Below are 26,232 nucleotides of genomic sequence, written 5' to 3' on the forward strand. Positions count from 1 at the left end.
TTTCACCATCAAAATATCGAAACCATTTCTTGGCGTTATTATCTTTCAAGAGGAAACATTCTATACATGAAATTACATTTGTTTTTTTGCACCCTCAAGTTCTTTTACTAACTCGAACACGGCCTGGAACCAGCCCTGCTCCGGAGCTCTTTTTTGATCAATGGTAATCTTCAGCCGCTGTTCTTCCATCCCGATTCCACACATATTGCCGAATTTATTGCAAATCGCAAACACTTTTGAACCGTCGATTTCTTTTGTGCCTTCTTCACTCATCAAAAGCGTAATGATGTCTTTAGACTGCTTCATTGACTCAAGCTTCGTCCGGGCGGCCCAAATTTTCATTTCAGCTACCTGGAAAAGGTCGGCTACTTCCTGCGGATAGTCGCCAAATCGGTCAGTCATTTCTTCTTTTAGTTCGTCAATTTCTTCAAATGAATCTGCTGAACGGAATCGCTTGTACATATCGATTTTTTGAGCACTGTCTGTAATATATGCGTCCGGAATATAAGCATCAATTGTAACGTCCACTTCAAATAACGGTGCTTTTTCTTCCTTGTCGCCGCCTTGTTTTTGTTCAATCGCTTCTTTCAGCATTTGTGAATACAAGTCAAAGCCGACTGAATCGATGAATCCGTGCTGCTGAGAGCCAAGTAAGTTTCCAGCGCCCCGGATTGACAAGTCCCGCATCGCAATTTTAAAGCCGGAGCCGAGCTCTGTAAATTCTTTAATCGCCTGAAGGCGTTTTTCTGCCGGCTCTGACAGAACTTTGTCTTTCCGATACATAAAGTAGGAATACGCCACCCGGTTAGAACGGCCGACGCGCCCGCGGATTTGGTACAGCTGTGATAGCCCCATCCGGTCGGCATCATGAACGATCAGCGTATTCACATTCGGGATATCAACGCCTGTTTCGATAATGGTCGTTGTGACCAGCACATCGGATTCTCCTTCTAAAAAGCTAAGAATCACTGCTTCAAGCTCCGTTTCCGTCATTTGGCCATGAGCATAAGCAACCTTGGCGTCCGGCACGAGCATGGAAATTTCCTCGGCACGCCGTTCGATGTCTTCTACCCGGTTATATAAGTAAAACACCTGTCCGCCGCGGGCAATTTCCCGCTCAGCTGCTTCACGAACAAGACCAAGATTATGCTCTACTACATAAGTCTGCACAGGAAAACGATTTTCCGGCGGTGTTTCAATAACGGACAAGTCCCGTACCCCAAGCATGGACATGTGAAGGGTCCGCGGAATAGGCGTTGCCGTCAGTGTCAGTACGTCCACATTGGTTTTTAACTGCTTGATTTTTTCTTTATGGGTGACCCCGAAACGCTGCTCTTCATCCACAATTAAAAGACCCAGGTCCTGGTATTGTACATCTTTGGACAGAAGGCGGTGCGTACCGATTACAATATCGACTGTACCTGCCTTAATCCCTTTTAATGTTTCAGTTTGCTGCTTGCGTGTACGGAAGCGGCTAAGCAGGCCGACATTGACCGGAAAATCCTGAAGTCTTTCTTTCAGCGTTTCGTAGTGCTGCTGGGCAAGAATCGTCGTTGGAACCAGGATCGCGACCTGCTTGCCGTCTGCAGTTGCTTTAAAAGCAGCACGAATGGCGACTTCCGTTTTTCCATAGCCTACATCGCCGCAAAGCAGGCGGTCCATCGGCTGTTCGCGCTCCATATCACGTTTAATTTCCTGAATTGAACGGAGCTGATCTTCTGTTTCTTCATAGGGAAATGCCGCTTCAAATTCACGCTGCATATCTCCGTCCGGCGAAAAAGCATAACCGCGTGCTGCTTCTCTCTCGGCATACAGTTTAATTAAATCGTCCGCGATATCCTGTACAGACGATTCTACTTTTCTTTTCACCCGTTTCCAATCACTGCCGCCCAGCTTGTAGATTTTCGGCTCTTTTCCTTCCGATCCTACGTACTTTTGAACAAGCTCAATTTGATCTACTGGCACAAACAGTTCATCTGTGCCCTGATACTTAATTTTTAAATAGTCTTTATGAATGCCGTTAATCTGCAGTGTCTCAATACCGAGGTACTTTCCGATCCCGTGATTTACGTGAACAACATAATCGCCAGCTTTTAGCTCGGAATAACTTTTGATGCGCTCTGCGTTTGAAAGCTTTTGACGCCGCTTGCTTTTCGGAGCTTTTTTATTAAAAAGCTCCTGCTCCGTTACAACCGCTATTTTCAGCATCGGAAACTCAAATCCGGATGTTAGGGCACCCGGACCTGTTTGGACGACTCCTTCAATTACTTCATTTTGATCCTTCAGCAGCGTGACTTCCATGCCGTAATCACTCAAGGTCTCTTTAATCTTCTCTACTCGCTCAGCTGTTTCACCAAGAAATAATACCGTTGTTCCTGATTTTTTCCAGCGTTCCATTTCGCCTTCTAAGACGTTCATCTGCCCATGGAAATTCTGCATCGGACGAGCAGAGAAGTTTACGATGTTTTCTGGCTTTCCGCCTGCGGTCTGGCGCATAAACAGTGATAAATAAACGGACGGCTGCACAGTCTCCTGCATCGCTTCCTGGAGCGTGTGAGCCAGCGTTAAACCGTGAACGGCTTTGCCTTCTTCAATAAGAGCGGTATACCATTCTGCTTCTTCTTTTTCGAGCGATTCACTAATTTCTTTGATCCGGCTCATTTCATCCCAGAACACAAGTCCTCCCTCTGGCAGATAGGAGGTGACAACCGACGTTTGATCATACAGGAGAGAGGTGTATTTACCTAACTCATCTATTCGAATACCCTGCTTCAGCTTTTCAATATCTGCTCCAACGTAAGAAGACAGCTGCTTTTTAACATCCGGACTGCCAATTTTTTTTACAGTCGCCTCCAGCGACTCCTGCAGACGACTGGCAAGTGCAGCAAGATCTTCTGTTGAAGCAGGCATTTCCGCCGCCGGACCTACTAAAATAGACGTCATGTTTTCAATGGACCGCTGTGTATCCGGTGCAAAGGTCCGAATCGAATCAATCTCTGTATCAAACAGCTCAATACGGACAGGATGCTCAGAAGTCAATGGATAAAGGTCAACAATGCCGCCGCGAATGCTGAACTCTCCCGGTGCGTAAACCATATCAGCCCGCTCATAGCCCATTTCTACGAGCTCATGCTTTAACGCTTCCAACTCCACTTCTTCTCCCGCTGTAAATGTTTTTTGAAGTCGCTTCCATGTTTCTTTAGAAGGCAATAATTTTTTCAGCCCTGCTACAGGCACAATATAAACACCGGTGCTTTTCAGCGCGAGATGGTTCAGCATTTCAATACGCTGGGCACGCAGCTCCGGACTTGCAATGCTGACTTCTGCCGCAATCAGTTCATTGGCTGCATATAGATATACTTCTTCTTCCGGTACAAATTGAACAATATCATCGTACAGCTTCTGAGCCTGAAGCATATTGTAGGTGATGATCATAACAGGCTTTTTCAGCTTGCGGTGAGCGGCGGCTGCGAAAACAGCCCGTAACGAGCCGGACAAACCAGCAGCCAGCTGCTCTTTCATTCCCGCTTCCATCCCATCAATAATCGACTTTGCTTCATCATTTTTTAAAAATAAATCAAGTAAATGATTCATCCCCATTTGTTCCCCCTTTTCCAAAACAGAAAAACGCTTTGGGGCGTGCGCCCAAAGCTTTTTATGCTAATAATTATTGGTTAAATTTGTTCATCACATCAATAAAGGAATGATCCACTGCATACAAACAGGCATCTGTGCTTTTTTGAACCGCCTCATTCATCAAGATACGTTCCTCATCACTGAATTTACCAAGCACATAATCAACCGTTTTGATCGGCCCATCTGGCCGGCCTATACCTACTCGTACCCGCTTAAATTGATCTGTGCCTAAATGAGCAATGGTTGATTTGATTCCATTGTGCCCGCCTGCACTTCCCCTTTGACGCAGTCTTATTTTTCCTTGCGGCAAATCAAGATCATCATAAACCACGATTACATCATCTGTTTCAATATTATAATAACGCATTACTTCACTAATGCTTTCACCAGACAAATTCATATACGTAAGCGGTTTTAGTAAAATGACTTTTTCCAGCCCTTTACGTGTGATGCCATATATCCCTTTGTGCTTGGCTTCGGTTAACTCCGCCCCGAGCTGCTTAGCTATTTCATCAATGACATCAAAGCCAATATTATGCCGCGTGCTCGCGTACTTTGAGCCCGGGTTGCCAAGACCTACGATTAATTTCATTTTCCTGCACCTCAATTTTTACAGTTATTCTTAGTATACATGACTGCATACAAAAAAAACAGGCAGATGGGTCTGCCTGTTTTTGATAAAAAGAAAGTTAATCCTCTTTTGGTTCCTCCTGTGCAGGCACGTCTTCTGCATCTGAAGCTTCATCCGCACCTTCTTCTGTTTCTTCTTCAAGTTTCTGTGGTGGAAGAACGGAGACAATCGTTTCTTCATCTTCATTTTCAATCGTAAAATTATATTTATCACGTATATCTCCAACTGAAATAGAGTCACCGATTACAAGTTCAGATACGTCTACCGTTACACTTTCAGGAAACTCCGATACTTTTGCTGTCACATTTAACTCAAATAACGGTTGCTGGATAACACCGCCTTCTTTTGAGCCTGCCGCTTCGCCTTCAAGGTCAACACGTACTTGAGAGGTAATCTCAGAAGAACGATCGACTGCTAGGAAATCTGCATGCACGATAAACCCTTTGATCGGATCCTGCTGATATTCCTGTAGAATGACATCATGTGTGCTTCCATCTACATTCAAGGAAATTAATCCGTTTCGTCCTACTTCACGGATGGTTTTAATAAATTCAGCTTCTTCAACAGCCACAGGTTTTGATTCCACTCCTTTGCCGTATACAACAGCTGGAAAAGAACCAGATGTACGAATCTCTGTTAATGCTGCTCTTGTAAAGCCTTCACGTTTTTTAGCTTGTAATGTACTCATAACACCTTCACCCTCCTGTTTATAAATCCAACGTTTTATCTGTACATGTCTGTTTATTCCCTAAATCGCTGACTTATAAACATGGAGGCAAAAAAAGAAAACCGGCGCCATATTATAGCACCGGTTTTCGAGCAGTTATTAATCAAATAATGTGCTGACAGATTGTTCTTCATGAACGCGGATGATTGCTTCACCAAGAAGCGGCGCCACAGACAATTCCACAACCTTGTCGGTTTTCTTTTCAGGAGCAAGCGCAATAGAGTTTGTTACAACAAGCTCTTTAATATTTGAGTTTTCGATCCGTTCCATTGCCGGGCCTGAAAGCACTGGATGGGTACAGCATGCATATACTTCTTTTGCGCCGCTTTCTGAAAGGGCATTTGCCGCAAGTGTAATCGTACCAGCCGTATCGATAATATCGTCGATTAAAATCGCAATTTTCCCTTCAACGTTTCCGACGATGTTCATAACTTCTGCAACGTTAGGACGAGGACGGCGCTTGTCAATGATCGCAATTGGTGCTTTCAGACGGTCTGCCAGCTTACGTGCACGTGTTACACCACCGTGATCTGGCGATACAATGACAATATCGTCTCTGCTGAATTCTTTTTTCTTGAAGTAATCTCCTAAAATCGGCACACCCATTAAGTGGTCGATTGGCACATCGAAAAAGCCTTGAATTTGCGGTGCATGAAGATCCAGTGTAATTAAACGGGTTGTACCTGCCGTCTCAAGCAGATTGGCTACAAGCTTGGCTGTGATCGGCTCACGAGCACGCGCTTTACGATCCTGACGTGCATAGCCATAGTATGGAAGCACAACATTGATTGTTTTGGCCGACGCCCGTTTTAATGCATCAATCATAATGAGCAATTCCATTAAATGTTCATTAACCGGGCCGCTTGTTGATTGAACGATATAAACGTCGCAGCCGCGAATGCTTTCTTCAATGTTAATTTGTACTTCACCATCACTGAAACGGGTAACGGAACATTTTCCAAGTTCAACTCCGATAAATTCTGCAATTTCCTGAGCGAGTGCCGGGTTTGAATTTAACGAAAAGATTTTCAAATTTGGATCTAAATACTGATTGCTCATGATGACCTCCACAGTCCTGATTTACTCATTATTTTGGAAAGATTTTTGAAACGTAATTTTCTTTATTCACTTGACGGGCCCGTGCAATGGCCATGGCTTCTTCCGGTACTTCATTTGTGATCGTTGATCCAGCTGCTACATAAGCGCCTTTTTTGACTGTAACCGGTGCGACAAGATTGGAATTACATCCAATAAAAGCACCGTCTTCAATCGTTGTTAAAAATTTGTTTTTCCCATCATAGTTAACGGTAATCGTTCCACAGCCGATATTTACATCACTACCGACACTGGCATCCCCGATATAACTTAAATGAGAAGCTTTGCTTCCTTGACCCATTGATGCTTTTTTCACTTCAACGAAGTTGCCAATTTTCACTTGGTCAGCAAGCTCTGAGCTTGGACGGATGTGAGCAAAAGGGCCAATAGCAACATCCGAGCCAATCTGGCTTTCAAAAGCCGCTGACTGGCGAATGACCGTCCGGTCTCCAACCTGGCACGCTGAAATTTCACTGCTCGGTCCGATTACGCAATCCCCGCCAATAGAAGTATGGCCGGAAAGAACGGTACCAGGATGAATAACAGTGTCTGAACCGATGATAACATCTGGTCCGATATACGTGTTTTGCGGGTCGATAATGGTAACACCTGCACGCATATGCTTTTCATTAATACGTTCACGCATGATACGCTCTGCCTCACTAAGCGCGACGCGGTCATTGACACCAAGCGTTTCATCGAAGCTTTCTGTCTGGTAAGCTGAAACAGTTTCACCTGCTGCCTTTAAAATTTCAATCACATCTGGTAAGTAGTATTCGCCCTGCACATTATCATTTGATACATTTTTCAATGCATTGAAAAGAGCTTCATTATCAAAGCAGTATGTGCCTGTATTGATTTCTTTTACAGCCCGTTCCTCTGCCGATGCATCCTTATGCTCCACAATGCGGCTGACAGATCCGTCTGCTCCACGAATAATACGACCATACCCATCAGGCTTTTGGGCATGAGCTGTTAAAATAGTCGCTTTTGCGCTTGTTTCTTCATGATGCTTAACCAGTGCTTCCATCGTTGATGCTTGAATAAGCGGCGTGTCTCCACACACAACAAGCGTGCACCCTTTTTTGTCCCCTAAAATGGACTCTGCCTGAATCACAGCATGGGCTGTTCCAAGCTGTTCTGCCTGCAGTGCATAAGCAGAACGCTCACCAAGCTGTGCTTTTACCATCTCAGCCCCGTGGCCTACAATTGTTACAATCTGCTCTGTATGTAAATCTGAAATTTGATCGATAACATGTTCCACCATTGGCTTTCCACAGACTGGGTGCAGCACTTTGTACAACTTTGATTTCATGCGTGTTCCCTGTCCTGCAGCCAGAATGACAGCGTAAATATTCGTCATAAAAGGCCTCCTCACCTAATTATCCATTATTGAATATATCTTAAATAGCTGCTTATTTCAATGCCCGGCCGAAAATGACACATTTTTGACAACGCAAAAAAAGAGCCTTTCGGATTCGTTAGGCTCTTGCTGAAAAAGGCGGAGATCGCCTCGGTGACAAAACATATTGTATTTACGCTTCCTCAAGCACAACCAGCTCTTCCTGCTCTAATTGGCAGATACGGTGATATTCACCAAGAACGGTGTCTTGAATTTTTCCGCGGGTTCCGGAATTGATGGGGTGCGCAATATCGCGGAATTCTCCTTCCGGTGTTCGTTTACTTGGCATAGCTACAAAAAGGCCATTATTGCCATCAATGACGCGAATATCATGAATAACAAATTCTCCGTCAAATGTAATCGATGCGATTGCTCTCATTCGTCCATCTGTTTGGACACGTCGTAATCTGATGTCTGTTATTTCCACGCATATTCACCCCCTTTTCCCATATTTAAAAAAGCTTAAACTACTTATTCCATAATCGTTGCAATATTCCCTCTTTTTTCTTGAAAAAAAATAAAATAGAAAAACCGGCACAGGGCCGGTTTATGATTTTACAAGGGCAATCACTTCAATTTCTACTTTCACATCTTTTGGAAGACGGGCTACTTCTACACACGAACGGGCTGGTTTATGTGCTGAGAAATACTCTCCGTATACTTCATTGAACGGAACAAATTCATTCATGTCAGACAAGAATACAGTTGCTTTTACAACCGTTTCAAGTGAGGCTCCTGCTTCCTCAAGAACAGCTTTTAAATTAGCAAACACCTGATGTGTCTGTTCCTCGATTGTACCTTCCACAAGCGTACCTTCAGCTGTAAGTGGAATTTGTCCGGAGCTGTAGAACAAGTTGTTTACAACAATCCCCTGTGCGTATGGTCCGATCGCAGCCGGTGCTTTTTTTGTGTTTACAATATTCATTCTGATTCCCCCTGTAAAAATTGATTATTTTTTTCAAAGTAGTTGCCTTCCACTACAGAAATAGCAGCACTTTTTTCATCCACATCCTGCAGTTTTACCAGTGAAATGTAATCCTCAATCAAACAATCCGGATATTCTGCTTCTACCAAAACGGCAATACCTGCGACAGAAGCATTGAATTCAGACAGCAGGCTGATCATCCCATTGATAGTCCCGCCGCCTTTCATAAAGTCATCGACTAACAGCACCTTTGAGCCTTCTTTTAAACTGCGCTTAGAAAGCACCATGGCCTGAATACGCTTTGTTGAGCCGGATACATAATTGATGCTCACTGTCGGGCCCTCCGTTACCTTACTGTCACGACGCACAACAACGACCGGCACATTTAAGTGTGCCGCAATGGCGTGGGCAATAGGAATACCTTTTGTGGCAACCGTCATAACAGCATCAATTTTTTTATCCGCATAAGCAGAAGCGAGCAACTTACCGATTTTGTTCATAATAGCGGGATTGCCAAGCAAATCCATAATATACAAGTAGCCACCTGGCAAAAGGCGGTCCGGATTTTCAATCTGCCGGCACAAATCAGTAATAAATGCCTTTGCACTTTCTTTATCAACACGCGCATAAAATTTTACGCCGCCCGCTGCGCCGGGAACCGTTTGCAGCGTACCGATGCCGCGCTTTTCAAACGTTTCTTTAATAATAGCCAAGTCCTCACTGATCGAAGACTTGGCAGAACCAAACCGATTGGCAAAAAGAGTCAGTGACACAAGCTGGTGCGGATGTTCCAGTAAATAGTGCGTCATATCAATAATACGTTCACTTCGACGAAACTTCATCGTTCTATTTAAACCTCCTGGGGAGTAAAACCGAATATTTTAATTACAATATATCTTAATATACGGTTTTAATCAACCAAGTCGGTATCTCCAAGCATGCGTACTGCGTATACCTGATCACAGAACCCACGCAGACAGTTGTACACACGATGCATGCGGGAATCATGTCGGATCAACCCAAACACAGTCGGGCCGCTTCCGCTCATAAGCACAGAATCCGCCCCAAAACGAATCATCTGTTCTTTAATCAGTGCAACTTCCGGATGAGCTTGAAGCGTTACAGATTCCAGCACATTGCCCATATTTCGGCACATTTTCTCATAATTACTTTCTTTAATGGCTTCAATCATTGCTCGCGTGTCCGGCCGCTTCATGCGATCTAACCGTAAATTTTTATAAACTTCGCCCGTCGAAACACCGATTGTTGGTTTGGCCAGTACAACCCAGCAGTTGGGAGGAGCTGGCAGATGTTCAATTTTTTCACCGCGTCCTGTCGCAAGTGCTGTGCCCCCGTATACACAAAAGGAAACATCTGACCCAATCTCTGCCCCGATCTCTGCCAGCTCATCTAATGACAAGCCAAGATCCCAAAGCTGATTCAATCCTTTTAGTGCCGCTGCCGCATCACTACTTCCCCCTGCAAGCCCTGCGGCAACAGGGATAATTTTGTCGATTTGAATCGATACACCTTTTTTAATGTCATACCGTTCCTTTAGCAGCTTTGCTGCCTGATAAGCAAGATTTCGGCTGTCATCCGGAACAAACCGGTTGTGTGAAATGATACGGATTTCATTTTTTTTCAAGCTTTCCAGCTCAAGCCGATCTGCTAAATCCACTGTCGTCATAATCATTTCCACTTCGTGATAGCCGTCCGGCCGTTTATGCAGCACATCCAGCGTTAAGTTAATTTTCGCCGGTGCTTTAATCATTAATTTCATTTCAGTCCACCTACTTTACGTTATACACAATAAATTATTGTCTTATTTTATCACAAAAGAAAAAAAGCAGGCTCAAAAGATTCGAATTGAATCTTTTGAGCCTGCTCTCCGATGTGCGGATTTATCAAAAGCACGTCATTTATACTGCGCTGCCTGCTGCTGCGTCTTCAAATGTCAGTTCTACTGTTTCAGTGAGTATATCCGCGTAACTGTAAGAAACGCGCTCAAATGAATTTTCATCCTGATCAAGTTCCACAACAAAAACAGCAGGATACGTTTCCGTTAAAATACCAGAACGCTCAATGGTTTTCCGGCGTCCACCATTTGCTTTCAGCAATAATCTTTTACCCAAATGACAATCAAGCGATTTTTTAATGTCAGCTAACGTTTTCGGCATCTGCATCCACCTCACTATGTTTAGTGTAGCACAAACTTTCGTTTCAGTCAAATAAATAAAATATTTTATCAGCGTGACCTTTCAATGTCAATATTTTTTATTCGCCAAATAACGATTTTTTTTGCTAACGCTAGTATTTCCCAAGATTATAAAAAAAACCGCTCTTTTTCAAAGAGCAGTTGTCAGTGTAAGCAAAGTGAGAAGGCCGATTGCCTGGCATTTCAGGAGTGCGGCCCGCTGATAAGCGACATTTCCTGGACGTTTATTGACGAAAGTCTACTCCAAAAGCAGGGATTATAAGCAGCTTGAACAGGCCTCAGCTGCTATTGATTTATCCCTTTTCCTTCCAGTGACTTGGCCAGAGAAGCAAACTCATCAAGTGACAATGTTTCACCGCGTCTGGATGGTTCAATACCCGCTTCCTCAAGCGCCTCAATAATCGCTTCCTTTTTTTCTTTTCCATCTGAGAGTCCGTTTACAAGGTTGTTTAAAATTGTTTTTCGACGCTGAGCAAAGGAGGTTCTGGTTACAAGAAAGAAAAAGTCTTCATTTTCTACAGCAACAGCCGGCTCACTGAGCACATCAAGTTTAATAATAGCGGAATCTACGTTAGGCGGCGGCATAAACACTGTTTTCGGTACGATAAAAGCAATCGACGCCTTCGTGTAATATTGGACGGCGATAGAAAGCGATCCATATTCTTTTGAAGATGGCCTTGCTGAAATACGATCGCCTACTTCTTTTTGCAGCATCACAACAAAACCATTTACCGGTATTTTATCTTCAAGCAGCTTCATAATAATCGGTGTTGTCACATAATACGGAAGGTTGGCTACAACCATTAAACGGTCAAATCCCGCAAATTCCCGCTCTACGACTGCTTTAACATCTGCTTTTAATACATCCTCGTTAATAACTGTCACATTATCATACGGCGCTAGTGTTTCATCTAAAATAGGCAGCAGGCGCTGATCAATTTCAAACGCGACTACCTTTCCGGCCGAACGGGCCAGATGCTCTGTAAGGGCTCCGATTCCCGGTCCAATTTCAATCACGCCGGTTTCTTTTGTCAGCTCTGCTGTTTCTGTAATCCGCTGCAGTATATTCGGATCAATAAGGAAATTTTGACCAAGGCTTTTCTTAAAGGAAAAACCGTGACGAGCCAGAATATCTTTTGTCCGTGATGGTGTTGCGATATCTTTCATGATTGTTCCTCCTTCAGCACTTCTGCTAATGCTTTAGCGAACTGCTCACCTTTGATCTGAAACATCATCAGCCGCTTATGCAGCTGCTTTCCGTTTACATAACCAATCTTCAGCTTTTGTCCAATGGCTTCACGACGTGATTTTGCTTTTGGACCGCCAATAAGGCCGGCTGTGACCAGGTCTTCTTTCGTTATTTCTTCTATTGCTTCTTCATCAGTATACTGAGCATGGCGAAGAGCTCTGCGAATCGCCTCTACTGACGCGTGCTCAATTCCAACACCTCGTCCATGCTTTTCAATGGCTTCCTCTTTAGGCAAAAAAGCATGACGACAGCCAGGTACCTTTTCATCAATTAAGCTGCGAATACGCTGTCCAGGATAGTCAGGGTCGGTTAAAATAATCACACCGCGTGTATGCTGAGCATGCCGAATTTGGTCAATTACACTTTCTCCTACAGCTGATCCTCTTGTTTCAATTGTATCAGCATCTACAGCCAGCTTAATTTTAACGGTATCGTCTTTTCCTTCCACTACAATAATTTCTTTTATTTTCATTTTTCCTCCAAGTCAGAAACAAAAGCCGGGTATACAGCTTCCTGTTAGGATATTTCTGTACCCCATATTGCGTATAAACAAATGCATTACGCAAGTATTAAAGCATAACAGCTTTCTTTGAACATGTAAAAAAGCGGAGGCTGTGTGAGCCTCCTGCTTAATCAAGCTGAAACAGTGTATTGGCATTTTGAGTTGTTGCAGCCGCCACTTCTTCATATGTTATTCCTTTAAGAGATGCGATTTCTTCTGCTACCAATTTCACGTAAGCAGGCTCGTTTCGTTTACCCCGGTATGGATGGGGTGCTAAATAAGGACAGTCTGTTTCAATAAGCAGCTTTTCAAGCGGCACCGCCTGGGCTACTTCTTTTGGTTTTTTTGCATTTTTAAACGTAACCGGCCCGCCGAGCGAAATGTAAAAATTCATTTTCACACATTCCAGCGCCGTCTCCGCGCTGCCGCTGAAGCAGTGCATAATGCCGCCTACTTCTTCTGCGCCTTCTTCTTTTAAAATATCGACAATGTCCTGTGTTGCTTCCCGATTATGAATGACAATCGGCAGCTTCACCCGCTTTGCCAGCGCTATCTGACGGCGAAACACATCCTTCTGTGTGTCTTTCGGCGACTTATCCCAATGATAGTCGAGACCCATTTCTCCTATCGCGACAACTTTTGGATGAGCTGCCAGCTCTTCAATCCAGGCCAGGTCTTCATCCGTCATATCGATCGCATCAACCGGATGCCATCCCACTGCCGCATAAAGAAATTCATACTTCTGGATAAGCTCCATAGCCCGCTCGATCGTCAGCCGATCAAATCCGACAACGACCATTCGGTGGACGCCCGCTTCCTGCGCGCGCCCAATTACTTCTTCTATATCTTCTTGAAACTGATCTGCATTTAAATGAACGTGTGTATCAAACAACATGTTATCACCCGTCTTTTGTTTCACGTGAAACAATTATTTAATTTTCGCACCATTTGGCAAGTTTTCCGGCACCTCGGCTAGTGTTAAAATGCCATCTTTTGATCCGGCCAAAATCATTCCCTGTGAAAGTTCTCCGCGCAGTTTTACCGGCTTTAAGTTAGCGACAACGACAACCTTACGGCCAACAAGCTCTTCCGGTTTGTAATACTGAGCAATGCCGGAAACAACCTGGCGTTTTTCAAAGCCGAGATCCAGCTGCAATTTTAACAGCTTATCTGCTTTTTTAACAGGAGAAGCTTCGATGACTGTGGCAGCCCGAAGATCCACTTTCATAAAATCATCAATACTGATTTCATCACCAACAGGTGCATAATCTTCTACCAATGGTTTTTCTTCCTGAACAGGAGCAGACCCCTGCATTTTTTCTTTGATAAAGTTCACTTCTTCTTCCATATCAAGGCGCGGGAAAATCGGCTCTCCTTTTTTCACTACTTTAACGCCAGCGTGGATGGCTCCAAACTTCTGCAGGCTTTCCCACTTTTGAAGGCTTTCATCCGCTAATCCGAGCTGCTCGAAAATCTTTTCCGGTGTTCCGGTTAAAAATGGTGTTAACAGGACAGCTGCACGACGCAGTGATTCCGCTAAATGATACATTACTGTACCGAGGTCATTCTTTTTCTCTTCTTTCGCCAGTACCCATGGCTGCGTTTCATCAATGTATTTGTTTGTCCGGCTGATAAGCTGCCAGAGGGATGTTAGCGCAACGGAAAATTCCATATTTTCCATCGCTTCCTCATATTCACGGACCGTTTTTTCATTTACATCCACTAGCGCTCTTTCAAATTCTCCTTCTGAGCCGCTGTATGCCGGGATCTCTCCGCCAAAGTATTTGTTGATCATTGCCACAGTCCGATTCAGCAGGTTGCCGAGGTCATTGGCAAGATCGTAATTAATCCGCTCAACAAACCCTTCCGGTGTAAATACGCCATCAGAGCCAAATGGCACTTCACGCAGTAAATAGTAACGAAGGGCGTCCAGGCCGTAACGGTCGATAAGCGTAACCGGATCCACAATATTTCCTTTTGATTTAGACATTTTGCCGTCTTTCATAAGCAGCCAGCCGTGGGCAAAGACCTTCTTTGGCAGAGGCAGATCTAGCGCCATCAGCATAATTGGCCAGTAGATGGTATGGAATCGGACAATTTCTTTTCCGACTAAATGAACATCAGCCGGCCAGTACTGTTTATATTTCGTGTCATTTTTGGTTCCATAGCCAAGTGCTGTAATATAATTTGAAAGAGCATCAATCCATACATACACAACGTGCTTCGGATTTCCAGGTACTTTTACGCCCCAGTCAAACGTTGTCCGAGATACAGCCAAATCTTCAAGACCCGGTTTAATAAAGTTATTGATCATTTCATTTTTGCGCGATTCCGGCTGAATAAACGTCGGGTTTTCCTCATAGTATTTCAACAAACGGTCCGCATATTTGCTCATCCGGAAAAAGTAAGACTCTTCCCGCACCTTTTCGACAGGGTGACCGCTGTCCGGGCTTTTCCCGCCGATGACTTTTCCCTGCTCATTCAGTTCTTTGTCAACAAGCTGTGTTTCTGTGTAAAACGTTTCATCCGGAACAGAATACCAGCCTTCATATTCTCCAAGATAAATATCTCCCTGATCAAGCAGACGCTTGAAAATCTTTTCTACAACGGTTTTATGACGCTCCTCCGTCGTACGAATAAAATCATCATTTGAAATATGCATCGTTTTCCAGAGCTTTTGAATGCCGGATACAATTTCATCTACATATTCCTGCGGTGTAACGCCTTTTTCATCTGCTTTTTCCTGGATTTTTTGTCCATGTTCATCCGTGCCGGTTAAGTACATTACGTCGAATCCACGCAGACGCTTGTAGCGCGCCATCGCATCCCCTGCTACCGTCGTGTATGCATGTCCGATATGCAAATTGCCGCTCGGATAATAAATAGGTGTCGTTAAATAGAACGTTTTTTTATGTTCACTCACTCGAAAATCCTCCTTAAAAAGCGTCTGCTTATATGCTGCAAGCTTTTTTAGTCACTTCTTTTATTTTCTCCCATATAAGAATAAATGTAAATATGAAGCCTTTTTTTTCTCTTGATTTATTTGTCGAACAATCGATAATATTCGACAACATTCGACAAATTTACGAAATATTTCCCAATCCATTTTATTACACAATGGTTAAAACCTTGTTGTATCAACGTTCACTCTTCTTACAGTTAATTGAAGAATTAGATTTTATTTGTTGACGTTTATGGCAACTCTTGGTACAATTACGTCAGATAGTAGGTTTTTGTCGAATATTGACGAATTTAATTATACAAAGCTATTTAAAATAAATGTAACCATTTAGGAGGAGTTTTAACATGAAATCAACAGGAATTGTACGTAAAGTAGATGAACTCGGCCGAGTTGTTATTCCAATTGAATTACGTCGCACACTGGGCATCGCTGAAAAAGATGCGCTTGAAATTTATGTAGACGACGACAAAATTATTCTTAAAAAGTATAAGCCAAGCATGACTTGCCAGGTAACAGGCGAAGTATCTGATGACAATATCAAGCTTGCTGATGGCAAATTGATTCTTAGTCACGAAGGCGCTGAGATTTTAATGAAAGAAATCGAAGCAGCGTTTGCAAAAGGTAAATAATCTACTTTTCTAAATAGCGAAAGAAAAAACAACCCTGGTTTCTCATTAGATTGCATTCTAATGATGAATCCGGGTTGTTTTTTTTATGTATTTTTTCAAGAGCTTTATCAATACGTGTATCTATGTATCTACCTATCTATGGGCATAAGCCTCCAATGTCTGCATTAAAAACATATTTACTTGGCGTTTCGGGCGCTCAACCTGTTCCATTTTAAAAAGAATGAATATAAATATAATATAAAAACGGACAGAATGGGGGCAGATGGCCTTCTATAAAAAGGGGTAAGAGACATGGGCTTTGAAATAGGCTTAACTATTTTAGTATTTTTTATGACAATGTCGATTATATTTTTAAGGCCCGGCGACATAAATGAAGCATGGCCTGCATCGGTTGGAGCAGTAATTATTTTGCTGACCGGAATTGTGTCTGGTGAAGATGTAATCGACATTATCCATAAGATCGGGGGCGCATCTATTACGATTATTGCCACGATCGTCATGGCGGTTATATTAGAAAGCTTTGGCTTTTTTCATTGGGCAGCAGCGCGTCTTGCACATTTAGCAAAAGGTTCGGGTTACCGTCTCTACTGGTATATTCAATTACTCTGCTTTTTAATGACCCTTTTATTTAATAATGACGGCAGTATACTTATTACAACACCTATTCTTCTATTACTCCTTAAAAATCTAAGGTTAACACCAAGTGAACAACTTCCCTATCTTTTAAGTGGGGCTTTAATTGCCACAGCTTCAAGTGCACCAATCGGGGTAAGCAATATTGTCAATTTAATTGCCCTGAAAATTGTCCATATGTCACTTTATATGCACACTGCAATGATGTTTGTGCCTGCCACGTTAGGACTGTTGTTTATGTCGTTACTCATGTATGCAATCGTAAAGAAAAAGCTGCCCAAAACATTACCGGCTTCTTCTTACGATATAGAAGAAATCTTTTTCACCAAACACTTTCATCCGTTAAAAGGAAAACTTTCCGTTGAATCAAAACGCAAACGTACAAAATTTATGCTTCGGGTTCTGCTCTTTGTATTTACACTCCGCTGCCTGCTTTTTGTTGCATCTTATCTTTCCATCCCAATCGAGCTGGTGGCTGTATTCGGCTCAGTTACCCTCTTGCTGTGGAGATGGTATCACTTGCGAACAAACCCAATTGATATTTTGAAAAAGACGCCCTGGCATATTTTGATTTTTGCTTTCTCTATGTATGTCATTATTTATGGGCTTCATAATGTCGGTTTAACTGAGATGCTTGTAAAAATGTGTGAACCGATTGTAAACGAAGGACTGCTTTATGCCAGCATGACTATGGGAGGGCTGGTTTCCCTGCTATCTAACTTTTTTAATAACCATCCCGCTTTAATGATTGGAACGATTACTTTAACCCAAATGGGCCTGGATCCAATCACATTAAAAACCATTTATCTTGCAAATATCATTGGCAGTGACATGGGATCACTATTATTGCCTATCGGGACACTTGCTTCTCTGATTTGGATGGATATTTTAAGAAAAAATAACATTAACGTCACATGGAAGGATTATTTGAGCGTTTCTTTAATTGTCATACCTGCTTCCACACTCGTCACGTTGTTTCTGTTATATTATTGGATACAGCTGGTATTTGCCTAATCGATATTACCTTATGTTTTTACTTAAGAACGCCTCTACAGTTGAGGCGTTCCTTCTTTTAGATCATCTTGTTTTATTTAGAATGTTTATCCCTCTTAAAGCTTCCGGACAATAAATGTATTACTAAGAAGCTCCCAGTTTTGGGGAAATGGATAACCCAGTACCCAATAACTGAGTCCTCTGAGATTATATGTTTTGACCAAATCGAATTTTGCTTTTGCACTGCGTGCGTCTTCAAACCAAACCTCATGGGAACGCCCATTGCTGTCTACATAACGGTAATAAGGTGACTGGGTCACCTGGTCATACTTAATTTCCGCTCCATGCTGAACTGCTCTCCTGATTGCTTCCTGCATGTCAAATGTTTCTGCTTCCTGCCCTTCTCTATGAGGCAGGAGCCAATCCCGGGCGTAAATCTGAAAGCCGAGCAGAATTTTATTTCTAGGAATGACTGTTACCGCATAATCAAGAACACGCTTCATTTGGTTAACAGGTGAAATGGCCTGTGGGGGGCCTTTACGATATCCCCATTCATATGTCATCAGTACAACAAAATCAAGAATACGCCCATGTGCCTCATAATCCTGCGCTTCGACTAACAATCCTTCCTGTTCAGCGCTTGTTTTTGGAGCAAGAGAGGAAGAAACAAAATAACCTTCAGCATGCAGCCGATCCACTGCTCTCTGAAGAAAACGATTATAGAATTGACGGTCCCTAGGTGCTACACTCTCAAAGTCGATATTTAGCCCGCGATATTCTTTCCTTTTCATCGTCTCTATTACATTGGTCAATAGCGTTTCAACTAAACCTGAATTTGAAAGAATTGTGTGGGCAAGTTCTGTTCCTGCTTCTGTGCTGGAAAAATTCGTTATAGCCATTATGGGAACAACGCCGTTTGAAAGGGCAGCTTGTATAGCGGGAGTATCATCAACGGTTTCAAGGCTGCCATCTTCTTTCATCCTATAAGCAAATGGACTAACATAAGTTAAATCATAAGCGACTTCACGTACCTCCCTGGCTCCCGTCTGCCCAAATGCATATGTAAAGGCATTTACATCGATAATAGGCTTTGGTGGAGAGGGAATTCTTAAAATTTAGCCGATATAAAGATATGAAGATGCTGTTAACCGGTTGGTCTGAACAATTGCTTGAACAGTTGTGCCATAGCGGCTGGCAATAACAAATAAACTCTCACCCACTGTCACTGTATGATACAATACCGGAATGGTAAGGACTTGTCCTGGATAGATAGCAGACGGATTTGCCAGCCGATTCAGCTGCGTGATTTCCTGAATAGTAACATTATACGTACTCGCGATCTTCGCAAGCGTATCTCCCGGCTGAACGATGTATGGAAGGTAATGTTCCGGAATGACTAACGCCTGACCAGCCACCAGTCTGTCTGGATTTTCAAGGTCATTTACGCGAACAATCTGTGTAGCATCAACTCGATATTGTCTGGCAATACGCCAGAGTGAATCGCCGCTTTTTACTACATGGATTTTCATCTTTACGCCCCGCTTTCCAACACAGTATCCATTCATCTTATTACCTGAAACATAGCAATATGTTAATTTACAATGTATCGATTAACTTAATATGATGTAAGGAGAACAAGAAAATAAAAAAGCTGGCGCCTTTTACATCGGGCAGCCAGCTTCTTTTTCAATGAATGAGGGAATCTTATGTATGGTAGGCAGTATAGACATCGCGCTTCGGCAGCCCACGTTCTTTTGCTACCTGCTTTACTGCTTCCTTTGATGTCATCTTTTGCTCTGTTACATACTGTTCAACGTGCGCTTCGATTGAAAGATCCTCCCACCACTCTGTTGTTTCCAAAGAATCGGGCGCTTTTTGATTTCCCTCTATAATAAGGCAAAACTCACCCATTATTTTCGATTCCTCGGCCCATATACGTGCTTCACCGATGGTACCGCGTAAAAACTCTTCAAACTTTTTTGTCAGCTCCCGGCATAAAACAACTTGCCGGTCTGCCCCCAAAAATTCTTCCATCAGTGTTAATGTTTCTTTTAAACGGTGAGGAGATTCATACAAAATAAATGTTTCACGAAAAGCCGCTAGTTTTTCAAGCTCTTTCTTTTTTTCTTTTTTTCCCCGGCTTAAAAAGCCGTAAAAGTAAAAAGGCTGCGGCGCAATACCTGATGCAATCAGTGCCGTTATGGCAGCATTTGCTCCCGGGAGCGGCACCACATTCACCTGATTTTCCAAGGCTAGCAGCACAAGCTCATGTCCTGGATCTGAAATACAAGGTGTACCAGCATCACTCACAAGCGCAACAGTTTCACCCGATTGCACACGTTCAATGAGTTTGCGGCCGGCTGCTTCACTGCTGTGTTCATGGTAGCTGACAACAGGTGTCGCGATCTCGAAATAATTGCACAGCTTTTTCGTGTTGCGTGTATCTTCTGCTGCAATCACATCGGCTTCCTTCAAGATACGCAGAGCCCGTATTGTCATGTCTTCTAAATTGCCGATAGGAACCGGAACAAGGTAAAGAAGCCCTTCTTCCCGTTCAAAACTTTTCTGTGATTTCATCCTTTGCACCTCTTTTCTGTAAATAGTTCATTTTTTGGGGACGCGACAGCTGCTTAAACGCATATTCTGCCCGCATCGCTTCTTGCTTTGTTTCAAACGATTCACTGTGAATAAGGGTAACCGGCCGGCGGGCTCGTGTATATTTTGCCCCTTTTCCTGCATTATGAACGCTTATCCGCCTGTCTAGATCATTTGTATATCCTGCATACAATGACCCGTCTTTGCATTTAACGACGTAAAAATGGTGGCTCGTCTCCATATAGAAGAGTCCTCACTTCATCTGTATATTCGCCTTTATCATCATACACAAAAAGCGGCGGCAAAATCTTTAAGTCCGGCGCTCCATCTTTTATCCCTTCGATGAGAACTGTATTGGCTTCTTTGTTTCCTGATTTCGGGTATACAAAGCGAATCCGCTTCGGCTCGAGCCGGTATTTTCTCATCAGCATAACAATATCAAGCAAACGGCCAGGCCGATGGACAAAAGCCGCTTTTCCTCCCTGCTTTAAAAGCTGGGAAGCTGATACGATACAATCTTCGAGCGTACACATAATTTCATGTCGGGCAATTGCAAAATGCTCATTTACATTCATTTCGTTTTGAGATGGCGTTAAAAAATAAGGTGGGTTACACGTCACCAGCGTGTACTTTTCTTTTCCGAGCTGCTGTGGCGATTGCTTTAAATCACCGCACACCATCCCAATCTGCTCATCCAGACCATTATACGCTACGCTGCGGACTGCCATATCGTACAGGCGCTCCTGTATTTCCACACCGGTGATCGGCACCTTTGTTCTGGCTGACATCAAAAGCGGCACAACACCGTTGCCGGAACAAAGATCTACAATAGCACCGCGTGTTTTGGGCACAGATGCAAACCGTGCCAGCAGGACGGCATCCAATGAAAATGAAAAAACAGACGGGCTTTGAATAATACGCAGCTCTTCCGCCAGCAGGTAATCAAGTCTCTCATCTTGTTTTAATTCAACCATATTCTTACTCCTTTTGCACAAAAGAACCTTCCTTTTCCAAGGAAGGCTTTGACCACATTATTTTTTATTTAAAAAGGATAAGCAAAACAAACAGTCTTCATCTTTACGCGGGCTGCCGAAATGTACGCTACATATATGAAACCCTTCCTGGTAAAGACGAGCCAGGTTGTCATACCCTTCACCGATATCTGCTCCACGTACTTGAACGTTAGCAGCTCCTGACACTTTCCGCTCCTGATGATCTAACTCTTCAAGACGGCGGCGCAAGTGATCGTTTTCAATCAGCAATGAATTATTTTCTTCAAGTATTTCAGCAAGCTGTACCTTCACTTCGCCAAGTTGCTGGTACAATTCTCCAATTTGCAGCTCCATATGGCTGACAGAATCAAAAATACCTTTCTTATCTAGCTTTTCCACCGTCTCAATCACCTGCTTTCACAGAAACGGCTCCCTCTCTCCCGATCTCATCAGACGAGAACTCAAGCGTCCGTTCTAATTCCGGAATATGCACCTGTACGAGCCGTTCTAAAATATTTAAGCCCGTTACACGACCGTTTCCGCTTGGCGTTTTCACTTTTTGTCCCACATCTGGTAACTCACGGCGCGCATCCTCATACTCATCGTTTTCATACTTTAAACAGCACATTAGCCGGCCGCATAAACCGGAAATTTTTGCTGGATTAAGGGATAAGTTTTGGTCTTTTGCCATCTTGATCGAAACAGGTTCAAAATCACCAAGAAATGTTGAACAGCAAAGCATCCGTCCGCATGGTCCAATACCGCCAAGCATTTTTGCTTCATCCCGGACACCGATCTGCCGCAGCTCAATTCGCGTCCGGAAAATCGATGCCAAATCTTTTACGAGCTCACGGAAATCAACGCGTCCATCGGCTGTAAAGTAAAAAATCACTTTATTACGGTCAAAGGTATATTCCACATCGACCAGCTTCATATCAAGCTTATGCTCGAGAATTTTGCTCGTACATGTTTCAAAAGCGTTCATAGCTGCTTCACTGTTTTCTTGAACAGCTAAACGGTCTTTTTGATCCGCCGCCCGGATCACTTTTTTCAGTGGCAGAACAACATCATCTTCATCAACATCCTTTGGCCCAACGACAACATGTCCATATTCAACCCCGCGCACGGTTTCCACAATTACGTGGTCTTCCTTTTGAATACCGAGATCGCCTGGATCAAAATAATATATTTTACCCGCTTGCTTGAAGCGTACACCTACTACATTACACAAAGGCGTGTCCCCCCTGTAACTTTAACAAAAGCTGCTCCATTAGCAGCTGCTGGTTCATATTGCGGCTAAGCTTGCGTTTCGCTTCTAGAATAAACGCCATCCGCTCTGCCAGCGCTTCCGCTGACAAGTGCAGAGCATCCTGTTGAAAAGAAGCGAGACGGTCGGGAAATGCAAGACCTTTTTCTTCCCCGGTCATAATGGAGAGCAAATCCCTGTAAATGAGAACAAAAAGATCGAGGGCAAGACTGACCTGTTGTTTCTCTTTAAAGTGGGAATGAAAATCTTCTGAAAGCGAAACAATGGCTGAGAGCCTGCCGCCTTTTAGACCTTCGTATAATTTTAACACTACTGACCGTGCCTGTGCAAACCACTCATCATGTGCGAGTTGAAGCGCTTCATCTACATGGTTGGTCAATTTTGATACGATGGAAGCCATCGGAATGCTGATTTCTTCTTCTATCAGCCGTTTCTTTAGCTGTTCTGAATCAATGGGACGAAAAGTAAGCTGCTGACAGCGTGACAAAATGGTTGGAAGTACCAGACTGCTTCTTTCTGTTAATAAAAAAGCAGCCGTACGGGCGGATGGCTCTTCTAAAAATTTTAGCAGGCTGTTCGCCGCACTTGCCGTCATTTTGTCTGCCTGATTGATAATATATACTTTCCAGCCGGATTCAACCGCGGTTTTCTTGAATTCCTGCTGTAAAAATTGAATTTGCTCTTTCTTGATCGACAAGCCATCCGGCTCAATCACATGAAGATCGGGATGATTGCCATTTTGGATACGCCGGCAGTTGATGCACGACCCACACGGCTGGTACCCATCCAGTGGTTCCCGACAAAATAAGCTTTTTGCAAATAGCAGAGCCGTTTCTTTTTTTCCGGTTCCCGGATCACCTTCAAACAAATAAGCATGCGCTACACGGTCACGAAGTAAACTGTTTTCAATCATCCTCATAACGATGGGCTGGCGTGCTTCTGCTTCTTTCCACGGGTTAGACACGAACTTCACACCCTTTAAAATTGATGAAACTGTTCAACCGGTAAAACAAAAACAGTCGCACCGCCTACAGGTACTTCTACTGGATACGGCACGTATGCATCAACATTGCCGCCCATAGGGGATACGGGGGGAGCAACCTGTTCACGAGACTGGCAATTTTTTTTGATAACTTCAAGTGCTTCCTGCACACGGTCATCTTCTACGCCAATCATGAACGTTGTGTTGCCTGCTTTTAAAAAACCGCCGGTTGAAGCAAGCTTTGTTGCGCGGAATTGATGTTTAATTAGCGCCTGTGATAATTTATTACTGTCCTGGTCCTGTACGATTGCGGTAATCAATTTCATATTTTTTCCCCCTTACAGGCTTTCTTTTATTATACCAAATCTTTTAGCCGAGCACTTTCTCAATTTGGGAAAGTGCTGAGCGATACACTTGCTCCTGCTCTTGCTCTGCATCAATAATCACGATACGATCCCGATTCGAATCGGCCAGTTTCAAGTATCCTTCCCGTACTTTCTGGTGAAAAGAAAGACCCTCTAAATCAAGCCGGTTTACTTCCCGTCCGTTATGACGATGAATACGAGCAAGCCCAATTTCAGGGCGCACATCAAACAATAATGTTAATGCAGGCATCATGCCATCAATCGCGAAAGCATTAATAGAGGCTACTTCCTCCATGCCGAGCCCTCTTGCATATCCCTGGTATGCAAGGGAACTGTCTACAAACCGGTCACAAAGAACAATACAGCCTTTTTGAAGTGCTGGCACTACTTTTTCCGCCAGGTGCTGACGGCGGGCAGCTGCATAGAGCAATGCTTCTGTACGTGCATCCATCTCTGTATTGTTTGTATTTAAAATAACCGAGCGTATTTGTTCTGCGATGGCTATACCGCCTGGTTCTCTCGTTTGAACAACCGGATGCCCTTTTTTTTCAAGCTCTTCCACAACTCGCTGGAGCACAGTTGTTTTACCGGCTCCTTCTGGTCCTTCTATTGTAATAAACAATCCTGACACATTAGTTCTCCTTCCGAAACACAACAAGCTTCTTTTCGTTCAATTTTTCGCCTCCATGAAAGCGGGCACCTTGACTGATCAGCCAATCAATGCGTTCAACATGATCATTTGAAATCCGTTCCCCTTCCATTACAAGCGGTATACCGGGCGGGTAGGGAATAATCATTTCTGCTGCGATTTGACCGGCTGCCTCTTTCAAGAAAACAGCTTCTCTTTTGGAGCAACTATGCTCATTATAAGGCAAGACGAGTGTAGATACATGATCAGATGGCAAATTTTTCGCAAAAGAAGGAGAAGTTTTTCTAGCCTTGAACGGTAAAGTGCTTAGTTGTTGAACCACTTTTTTTTCAAATAGCTTCTCTCCAGCTTTTAAAAGCGGAAAAATGAAAAGAACTTGATAAGGATCAGCCAGTTCAATATATATGTCTGCTGCCTCCAACAAATGCTGAAGTTCGTAGCCCGTAAGTCCATCGGCTCTCACCAGCAGTTTGTACGGATCATCAACGAATATACAGGTAAAGCCTTTTAATTGAAGAAGCTGAGCCACTCTTTTTTTAACCGACATAGCGTACAAATGATCTTTTTCTGTATACGAAGCAAAATAAGAGCGGGCGTAATCTAAAGAAGCCATAATCGGATAGGATGGACTGCTTGACTGCAAAGCCTGCAGGTAAAAATGAATACGCGTACGATCTATCCGAGGAGAACGGATATGAAGATAAGCTCCCATTGTCATTGCAGGAAGCATTTTATGCGCAGACTGAACTACTATATCCGCACCCAGCTCCAAAGCGCTCATCGGCATTTCTTTTTCTATAACTCCAAAGTGTGCGCCGTGTGCTTCATCAACAAGCACCAGGGAATCATGAGACTTTGCAACAGCCGCCAGTTCCTGAAAAGAACCGGTTATTCCATAATACGTCGGATACGTAAAAATGACCGCTTTACTTTCAGGATATTTTTTGTACGCTTCCATTAATGTCTGCTTTGATACTTGGGCTGCTGTCTGTGTATGTTCATCAAAATCAGGTGTTAAAAAAACAGGGAAGACTTGAGCCATTTTCAAAGCATTTAACACGGACTTATGGCAATTGCGCTGAACAAATACAGTGTCATCTTTTGAAAGTGTACCGAGAATCATGGTAAGATTGCCAACGGTGCTCCCATTCACAAGAAACTTACTTTCCACTGTATGATGTAAATCAGAAAGCAAGTCTTCTGACTCCTTTATACATTCCTCTGGAGCATGAAGGTCATCCAGCCCGTTTAACTCTGTTATATCCAGTGAAAGATCCATCCAGGAAGCAAGCAGGCCATTTTTGTGACCAGGCACATGAAAAGAAACAGATTCCTTCTGCTTATGCTTTTTTAAAGCATCCAGAAGTGGCATACGAGAATGATTCATTTATGAACTCTCCTTTTTACGTAAGCAATATAAAAAAAGAGATGACACAAGGTCATCTCTTTTGATTGTTGCCAGGCGGCGTCCTGCTCTCACAGGGGGAAACCCCCAACTACCATCGGCGCTGAAGAGCTTAACGGCCGTGTTCGGGATGGGAACGGGTGTGACCTCTTCGCTGTAGCCACCTGACTATGAAGTTTGAAAGAAGTGTTCTTTCAAAACTGGATAGAAGCTTGCATTGTATGGGCAAAAACCTTTCGGTTACACGCCATGTGTTGTCCAGCTCAGGCAGCCAGATACGACTGCCTTCCGCTTTTCGATTGATTAAGTCCTCGATCGATTAGTATTCGTCAGCTCCATGCGTCGCCGCACTTCCACCTCGAACCTATCTACCTCGTC

At 43.4% G+C, this 26,232-nt stretch carries 24 protein-coding genes, 1 rRNA gene and 2 pseudogenes; 2 read left to right on the forward strand and 25 right to left on the reverse strand.

The window, feature by feature from the left end; all coding sequences use genetic code 11:
• Positions 1-72: 72 nt before the first annotated feature.
• The 14 genes and pseudogenes from mfd to metG form a co-directional block, all read right to left on the reverse strand.
• Complete coding sequence (mfd, locus tag VP97_RS18785) at positions 73-3,594, reverse strand: transcription-repair coupling factor (protein ID WP_050183714.1); 3,522 nt, start codon at positions 3,592-3,594, stop codon at positions 73-75.
• 73 nt (positions 3,595-3,667) lie between these two features.
• A complete protein-coding gene (gene pth / locus VP97_RS18790; protein ID WP_050183689.1) occupies positions 3,668-4,228 on the reverse strand; it encodes an aminoacyl-tRNA hydrolase in 561 nt (186 codons plus the stop codon).
• Positions 4,229-4,325: 97 nt separating this feature from the next.
• A complete protein-coding gene (locus VP97_RS18795; RefSeq protein ID WP_050183690.1) occupies positions 4,326-4,955 on the reverse strand; it encodes a 50S ribosomal protein L25/general stress protein Ctc in 630 nt (209 codons plus the stop codon).
• Positions 4,956-5,093: 138 nt separating this feature from the next.
• Complete coding sequence (locus tag VP97_RS18800; RefSeq protein ID WP_050183691.1) at positions 5,094-6,053, reverse strand: ribose-phosphate diphosphokinase; 960 nt, start codon at positions 6,051-6,053, stop codon at positions 5,094-5,096.
• A 28-nt stretch (positions 6,054-6,081) separates the two neighbouring features.
• Positions 6,082-7,452, reverse strand: coding sequence for a bifunctional UDP-N-acetylglucosamine diphosphorylase/glucosamine-1-phosphate N-acetyltransferase GlmU (gene glmU, locus VP97_RS18805; RefSeq protein WP_050183692.1), 1,371 nt, complete (start codon positions 7,450-7,452; stop codon positions 6,082-6,084).
• A 172-nt stretch (positions 7,453-7,624) separates the two neighbouring features.
• Entirely contained in the window at positions 7,625-7,918 is a 294-nt protein-coding gene (gene spoVG / locus VP97_RS18810) for a septation regulator SpoVG (protein ID WP_050183693.1), read from the reverse strand.
• A 120-nt stretch (positions 7,919-8,038) separates the two neighbouring features.
• Entirely contained in the window at positions 8,039-8,416 is a 378-nt protein-coding gene (locus tag VP97_RS18815; RefSeq protein ID WP_050183695.1) for a RidA family protein, read from the reverse strand.
• Positions 8,413-9,258 carry a pur operon repressor gene (gene purR, locus VP97_RS18820; RefSeq protein ID WP_050183696.1) on the reverse strand — a complete coding sequence of 282 codons (846 nt, stop codon included), beginning with the start codon at positions 9,256-9,258 and terminating at the stop codon, positions 8,413-8,415. Before purR ends, VP97_RS18815 begins: the two co-directional genes overlap by 4 nt.
• 68 nt (positions 9,259-9,326) lie before the next feature.
• The gene (ispE, locus tag VP97_RS18825) at positions 9,327-10,196 is read right to left on the reverse strand and encodes a 4-(cytidine 5'-diphospho)-2-C-methyl-D-erythritol kinase (RefSeq protein WP_050183697.1); all 870 of its coding nucleotides are present in this window, start codon (positions 10,194-10,196) and stop codon (positions 9,327-9,329) included.
• A 139-nt stretch (positions 10,197-10,335) separates the two neighbouring features.
• A complete protein-coding gene (gene veg, locus VP97_RS18830) occupies positions 10,336-10,593 on the reverse strand; it encodes a biofilm formation stimulator Veg (RefSeq protein ID WP_050183698.1) in 258 nt (85 codons plus the stop codon).
• Between the two features lie 323 nt (positions 10,594-10,916).
• The gene (rsmA, locus tag VP97_RS18835; protein ID WP_050183699.1) at positions 10,917-11,801 is read right to left on the reverse strand and encodes a 16S rRNA (adenine(1518)-N(6)/adenine(1519)-N(6))-dimethyltransferase RsmA; all 885 of its coding nucleotides are present in this window, start codon (positions 11,799-11,801) and stop codon (positions 10,917-10,919) included.
• Positions 11,795-12,352 (reverse strand): ribonuclease M5, encoded by a 558-nt coding sequence (gene rnmV, locus VP97_RS18840; RefSeq protein ID WP_050183700.1) that lies wholly within the window; start codon positions 12,350-12,352, stop codon positions 11,795-11,797. Before rnmV ends, rsmA begins: the two co-directional genes overlap by 7 nt.
• A gap of 157 nt (positions 12,353-12,509) precedes the next feature.
• Positions 12,510-13,277 carry a TatD family hydrolase gene (locus VP97_RS18845; RefSeq protein WP_050183701.1) on the reverse strand — a complete coding sequence of 256 codons (768 nt, stop codon included), beginning with the start codon at positions 13,275-13,277 and terminating at the stop codon, positions 12,510-12,512.
• Between the two features lie 33 nt (positions 13,278-13,310).
• Positions 13,311-15,323 (reverse strand): annotated as a pseudogene (gene metG / locus VP97_RS18850) (methionine--tRNA ligase); the annotation flags it as partial.
• 365 nt (positions 15,324-15,688) lie between these two features.
• Between metG and VP97_RS18855 the strand changes: the two are divergent.
• Together VP97_RS18855 and VP97_RS18860 are read left to right on the forward strand one after the other, a co-directional pair.
• Entirely contained in the window at positions 15,689-15,973 is a 285-nt protein-coding gene (locus VP97_RS18855) for a transition state genes transcriptional regulator AbrB (protein ID WP_050183703.1), read from the forward strand.
• 291 nt (positions 15,974-16,264) lie between these two features.
• Positions 16,265-17,620, forward strand: coding sequence for an arsenic transporter (locus VP97_RS18860; protein ID WP_050183704.1), 1,356 nt, complete (start codon positions 16,265-16,267; stop codon positions 17,618-17,620).
• Between the two features lie 95 nt (positions 17,621-17,715).
• Here VP97_RS18860 and VP97_RS18865 read toward each other — a convergent pair.
• From VP97_RS18865 to rrf, 11 genes and pseudogenes are all read right to left on the reverse strand, one after another.
• Positions 17,716-19,128, reverse strand: a pseudogene (locus VP97_RS18865) (LysM peptidoglycan-binding domain-containing protein).
• 175 nt (positions 19,129-19,303) lie between these two features.
• Positions 19,304-20,176 (reverse strand): 16S rRNA (cytidine(1402)-2'-O)-methyltransferase, encoded by an 873-nt coding sequence (gene rsmI, locus VP97_RS18870; protein WP_050183705.1) that lies wholly within the window; start codon positions 20,174-20,176, stop codon positions 19,304-19,306.
• Positions 20,154-20,435, reverse strand: coding sequence for a GIY-YIG nuclease family protein (locus tag VP97_RS18875; RefSeq protein WP_050183706.1), 282 nt, complete (start codon positions 20,433-20,435; stop codon positions 20,154-20,156). The genes rsmI and VP97_RS18875 overlap by 23 nt, the downstream gene beginning before the upstream one ends.
• On the reverse strand, positions 20,404-21,168 hold the full coding sequence (locus VP97_RS18880) for a tRNA1(Val) (adenine(37)-N6)-methyltransferase (RefSeq protein WP_050183707.1): 765 nt from the start codon (positions 21,166-21,168) through the stop codon (positions 20,404-20,406). The genes VP97_RS18875 and VP97_RS18880 overlap by 32 nt, the downstream gene beginning before the upstream one ends.
• Before the next feature lie 57 nt (positions 21,169-21,225).
• Entirely contained in the window at positions 21,226-21,540 is a 315-nt protein-coding gene (gene yabA, locus VP97_RS18885; RefSeq protein WP_050183715.1) for a DNA replication initiation control protein YabA, read from the reverse strand.
• 49 nt (positions 21,541-21,589) lie between these two features.
• Complete coding sequence (locus tag VP97_RS18890) at positions 21,590-22,417, reverse strand: PSP1 domain-containing protein (RefSeq protein WP_050183708.1); 828 nt, start codon at positions 22,415-22,417, stop codon at positions 21,590-21,592.
• The gene (gene holB, locus VP97_RS18895) at positions 22,410-23,417 is read right to left on the reverse strand and encodes a DNA polymerase III subunit delta' (protein WP_050183709.1); all 1,008 of its coding nucleotides are present in this window, start codon (positions 23,415-23,417) and stop codon (positions 22,410-22,412) included. The genes VP97_RS18890 and holB overlap by 8 nt, the downstream gene beginning before the upstream one ends.
• Before the next feature lie 14 nt (positions 23,418-23,431).
• The gene (locus VP97_RS18900; protein WP_050183710.1) at positions 23,432-23,761 is read right to left on the reverse strand and encodes a cyclic-di-AMP receptor; all 330 of its coding nucleotides are present in this window, start codon (positions 23,759-23,761) and stop codon (positions 23,432-23,434) included.
• 43 nt (positions 23,762-23,804) lie between these two features.
• A complete protein-coding gene (tmk, locus tag VP97_RS18905) occupies positions 23,805-24,431 on the reverse strand; it encodes a dTMP kinase (protein WP_050183711.1) in 627 nt (208 codons plus the stop codon).
• A 1-nt stretch (position 24,432) separates the two neighbouring features.
• Positions 24,433-25,836, reverse strand: a complete 1,404-nt coding sequence (locus VP97_RS18910) for an aminotransferase class I/II-fold pyridoxal phosphate-dependent enzyme (protein ID WP_050183712.1) — start codon at positions 25,834-25,836, stop codon at positions 24,433-24,435.
• 70 nt (positions 25,837-25,906) lie between these two features.
• Positions 25,907-26,022 (reverse strand): 5S ribosomal RNA (gene rrf / locus VP97_RS18915).
• Positions 26,023-26,232 lie beyond the last annotated feature (210 nt).

The organism is Domibacillus robiginosus (genome assembly GCF_000966195.1).
GTDB classification, from domain to species: Bacteria; Bacillota; Bacilli; order Bacillales; family Domibacillaceae; genus Domibacillus; species Domibacillus robiginosus.

Coding starts and splice junctions, on each gene's coding strand:
- VP97_RS18880 (WP_050183707.1), bottom strand. CDS start 21,168: ATGGTTGAATTAAAACAAGATGAGAGACTTGATTACCTGCTGGCGGAA.
- VP97_RS18875 (WP_050183706.1), bottom strand. CDS start 20,435: ATGGAGACGAGCCACCATTTTTACGTCGTTAAATGCAAAGACGGGTCA.
- pth (WP_050183689.1), bottom strand. CDS start 4,228: ATGAAATTAATCGTAGGTCTTGGCAACCCGGGCTCAAAGTACGCGAGC.
- ispE (WP_050183697.1), bottom strand. CDS start 10,196: ATGAAATTAATGATTAAAGCACCGGCGAAAATTAACTTAACGCTGGAT.
- VP97_RS18900 (WP_050183710.1), bottom strand. CDS start 23,761: ATGAAATTGATTACCGCAATCGTACAGGACCAGGACAGTAATAAATTA.
- yabA (WP_050183715.1), bottom strand. CDS start 21,540: ATGGAGCTGCAAATTGGAGAATTGTACCAGCAACTTGGCGAAGTGAAG.
- rsmI (WP_050183705.1), bottom strand. CDS start 20,176: ATGAAATCACAGAAAAGTTTTGAACGGGAAGAAGGGCTTCTTTACCTT.
- VP97_RS18815 (WP_050183695.1), bottom strand. CDS start 8,416: ATGAATATTGTAAACACAAAAAAAGCACCGGCTGCGATCGGACCATAC.
- VP97_RS18910 (WP_050183712.1), bottom strand. CDS start 25,836: ATGAATCATTCTCGTATGCCACTTCTGGATGCTTTAAAAAAGCATAAG.
- VP97_RS18845 (WP_050183701.1), bottom strand. CDS start 13,277: ATGTTGTTTGATACACACGTTCATTTAAATGCAGATCAGTTTCAAGAA.
- rnmV (WP_050183700.1), bottom strand. CDS start 12,352: ATGAAAATAAAAGAAATTATTGTAGTGGAAGGAAAAGACGATACCGTT.
- VP97_RS18800 (WP_050183691.1), bottom strand. CDS start 6,053: ATGAGCAATCAGTATTTAGATCCAAATTTGAAAATCTTTTCGTTAAAT.
- VP97_RS18860 (WP_050183704.1), top strand. CDS start 16,265: ATGGGCTTTGAAATAGGCTTAACTATTTTAGTATTTTTTATGACAATG.
- glmU (WP_050183692.1), bottom strand. CDS start 7,452: ATGACGAATATTTACGCTGTCATTCTGGCTGCAGGACAGGGAACACGC.
- purR (WP_050183696.1), bottom strand. CDS start 9,258: ATGAAGTTTCGTCGAAGTGAACGTATTATTGATATGACGCACTATTTA.
- veg (WP_050183698.1), bottom strand. CDS start 10,593: ATGCCGAAAACGTTAGCTGACATTAAAAAATCGCTTGATTGTCATTTG.
- VP97_RS18795 (WP_050183690.1), bottom strand. CDS start 4,955: ATGAGTACATTACAAGCTAAAAAACGTGAAGGCTTTACAAGAGCAGCA.
- mfd (WP_050183714.1), bottom strand. CDS start 3,594: ATGAATCATTTACTTGATTTATTTTTAAAAAATGATGAAGCAAAGTCG.
- VP97_RS18855 (WP_050183703.1), top strand. CDS start 15,689: ATGAAATCAACAGGAATTGTACGTAAAGTAGATGAACTCGGCCGAGTT.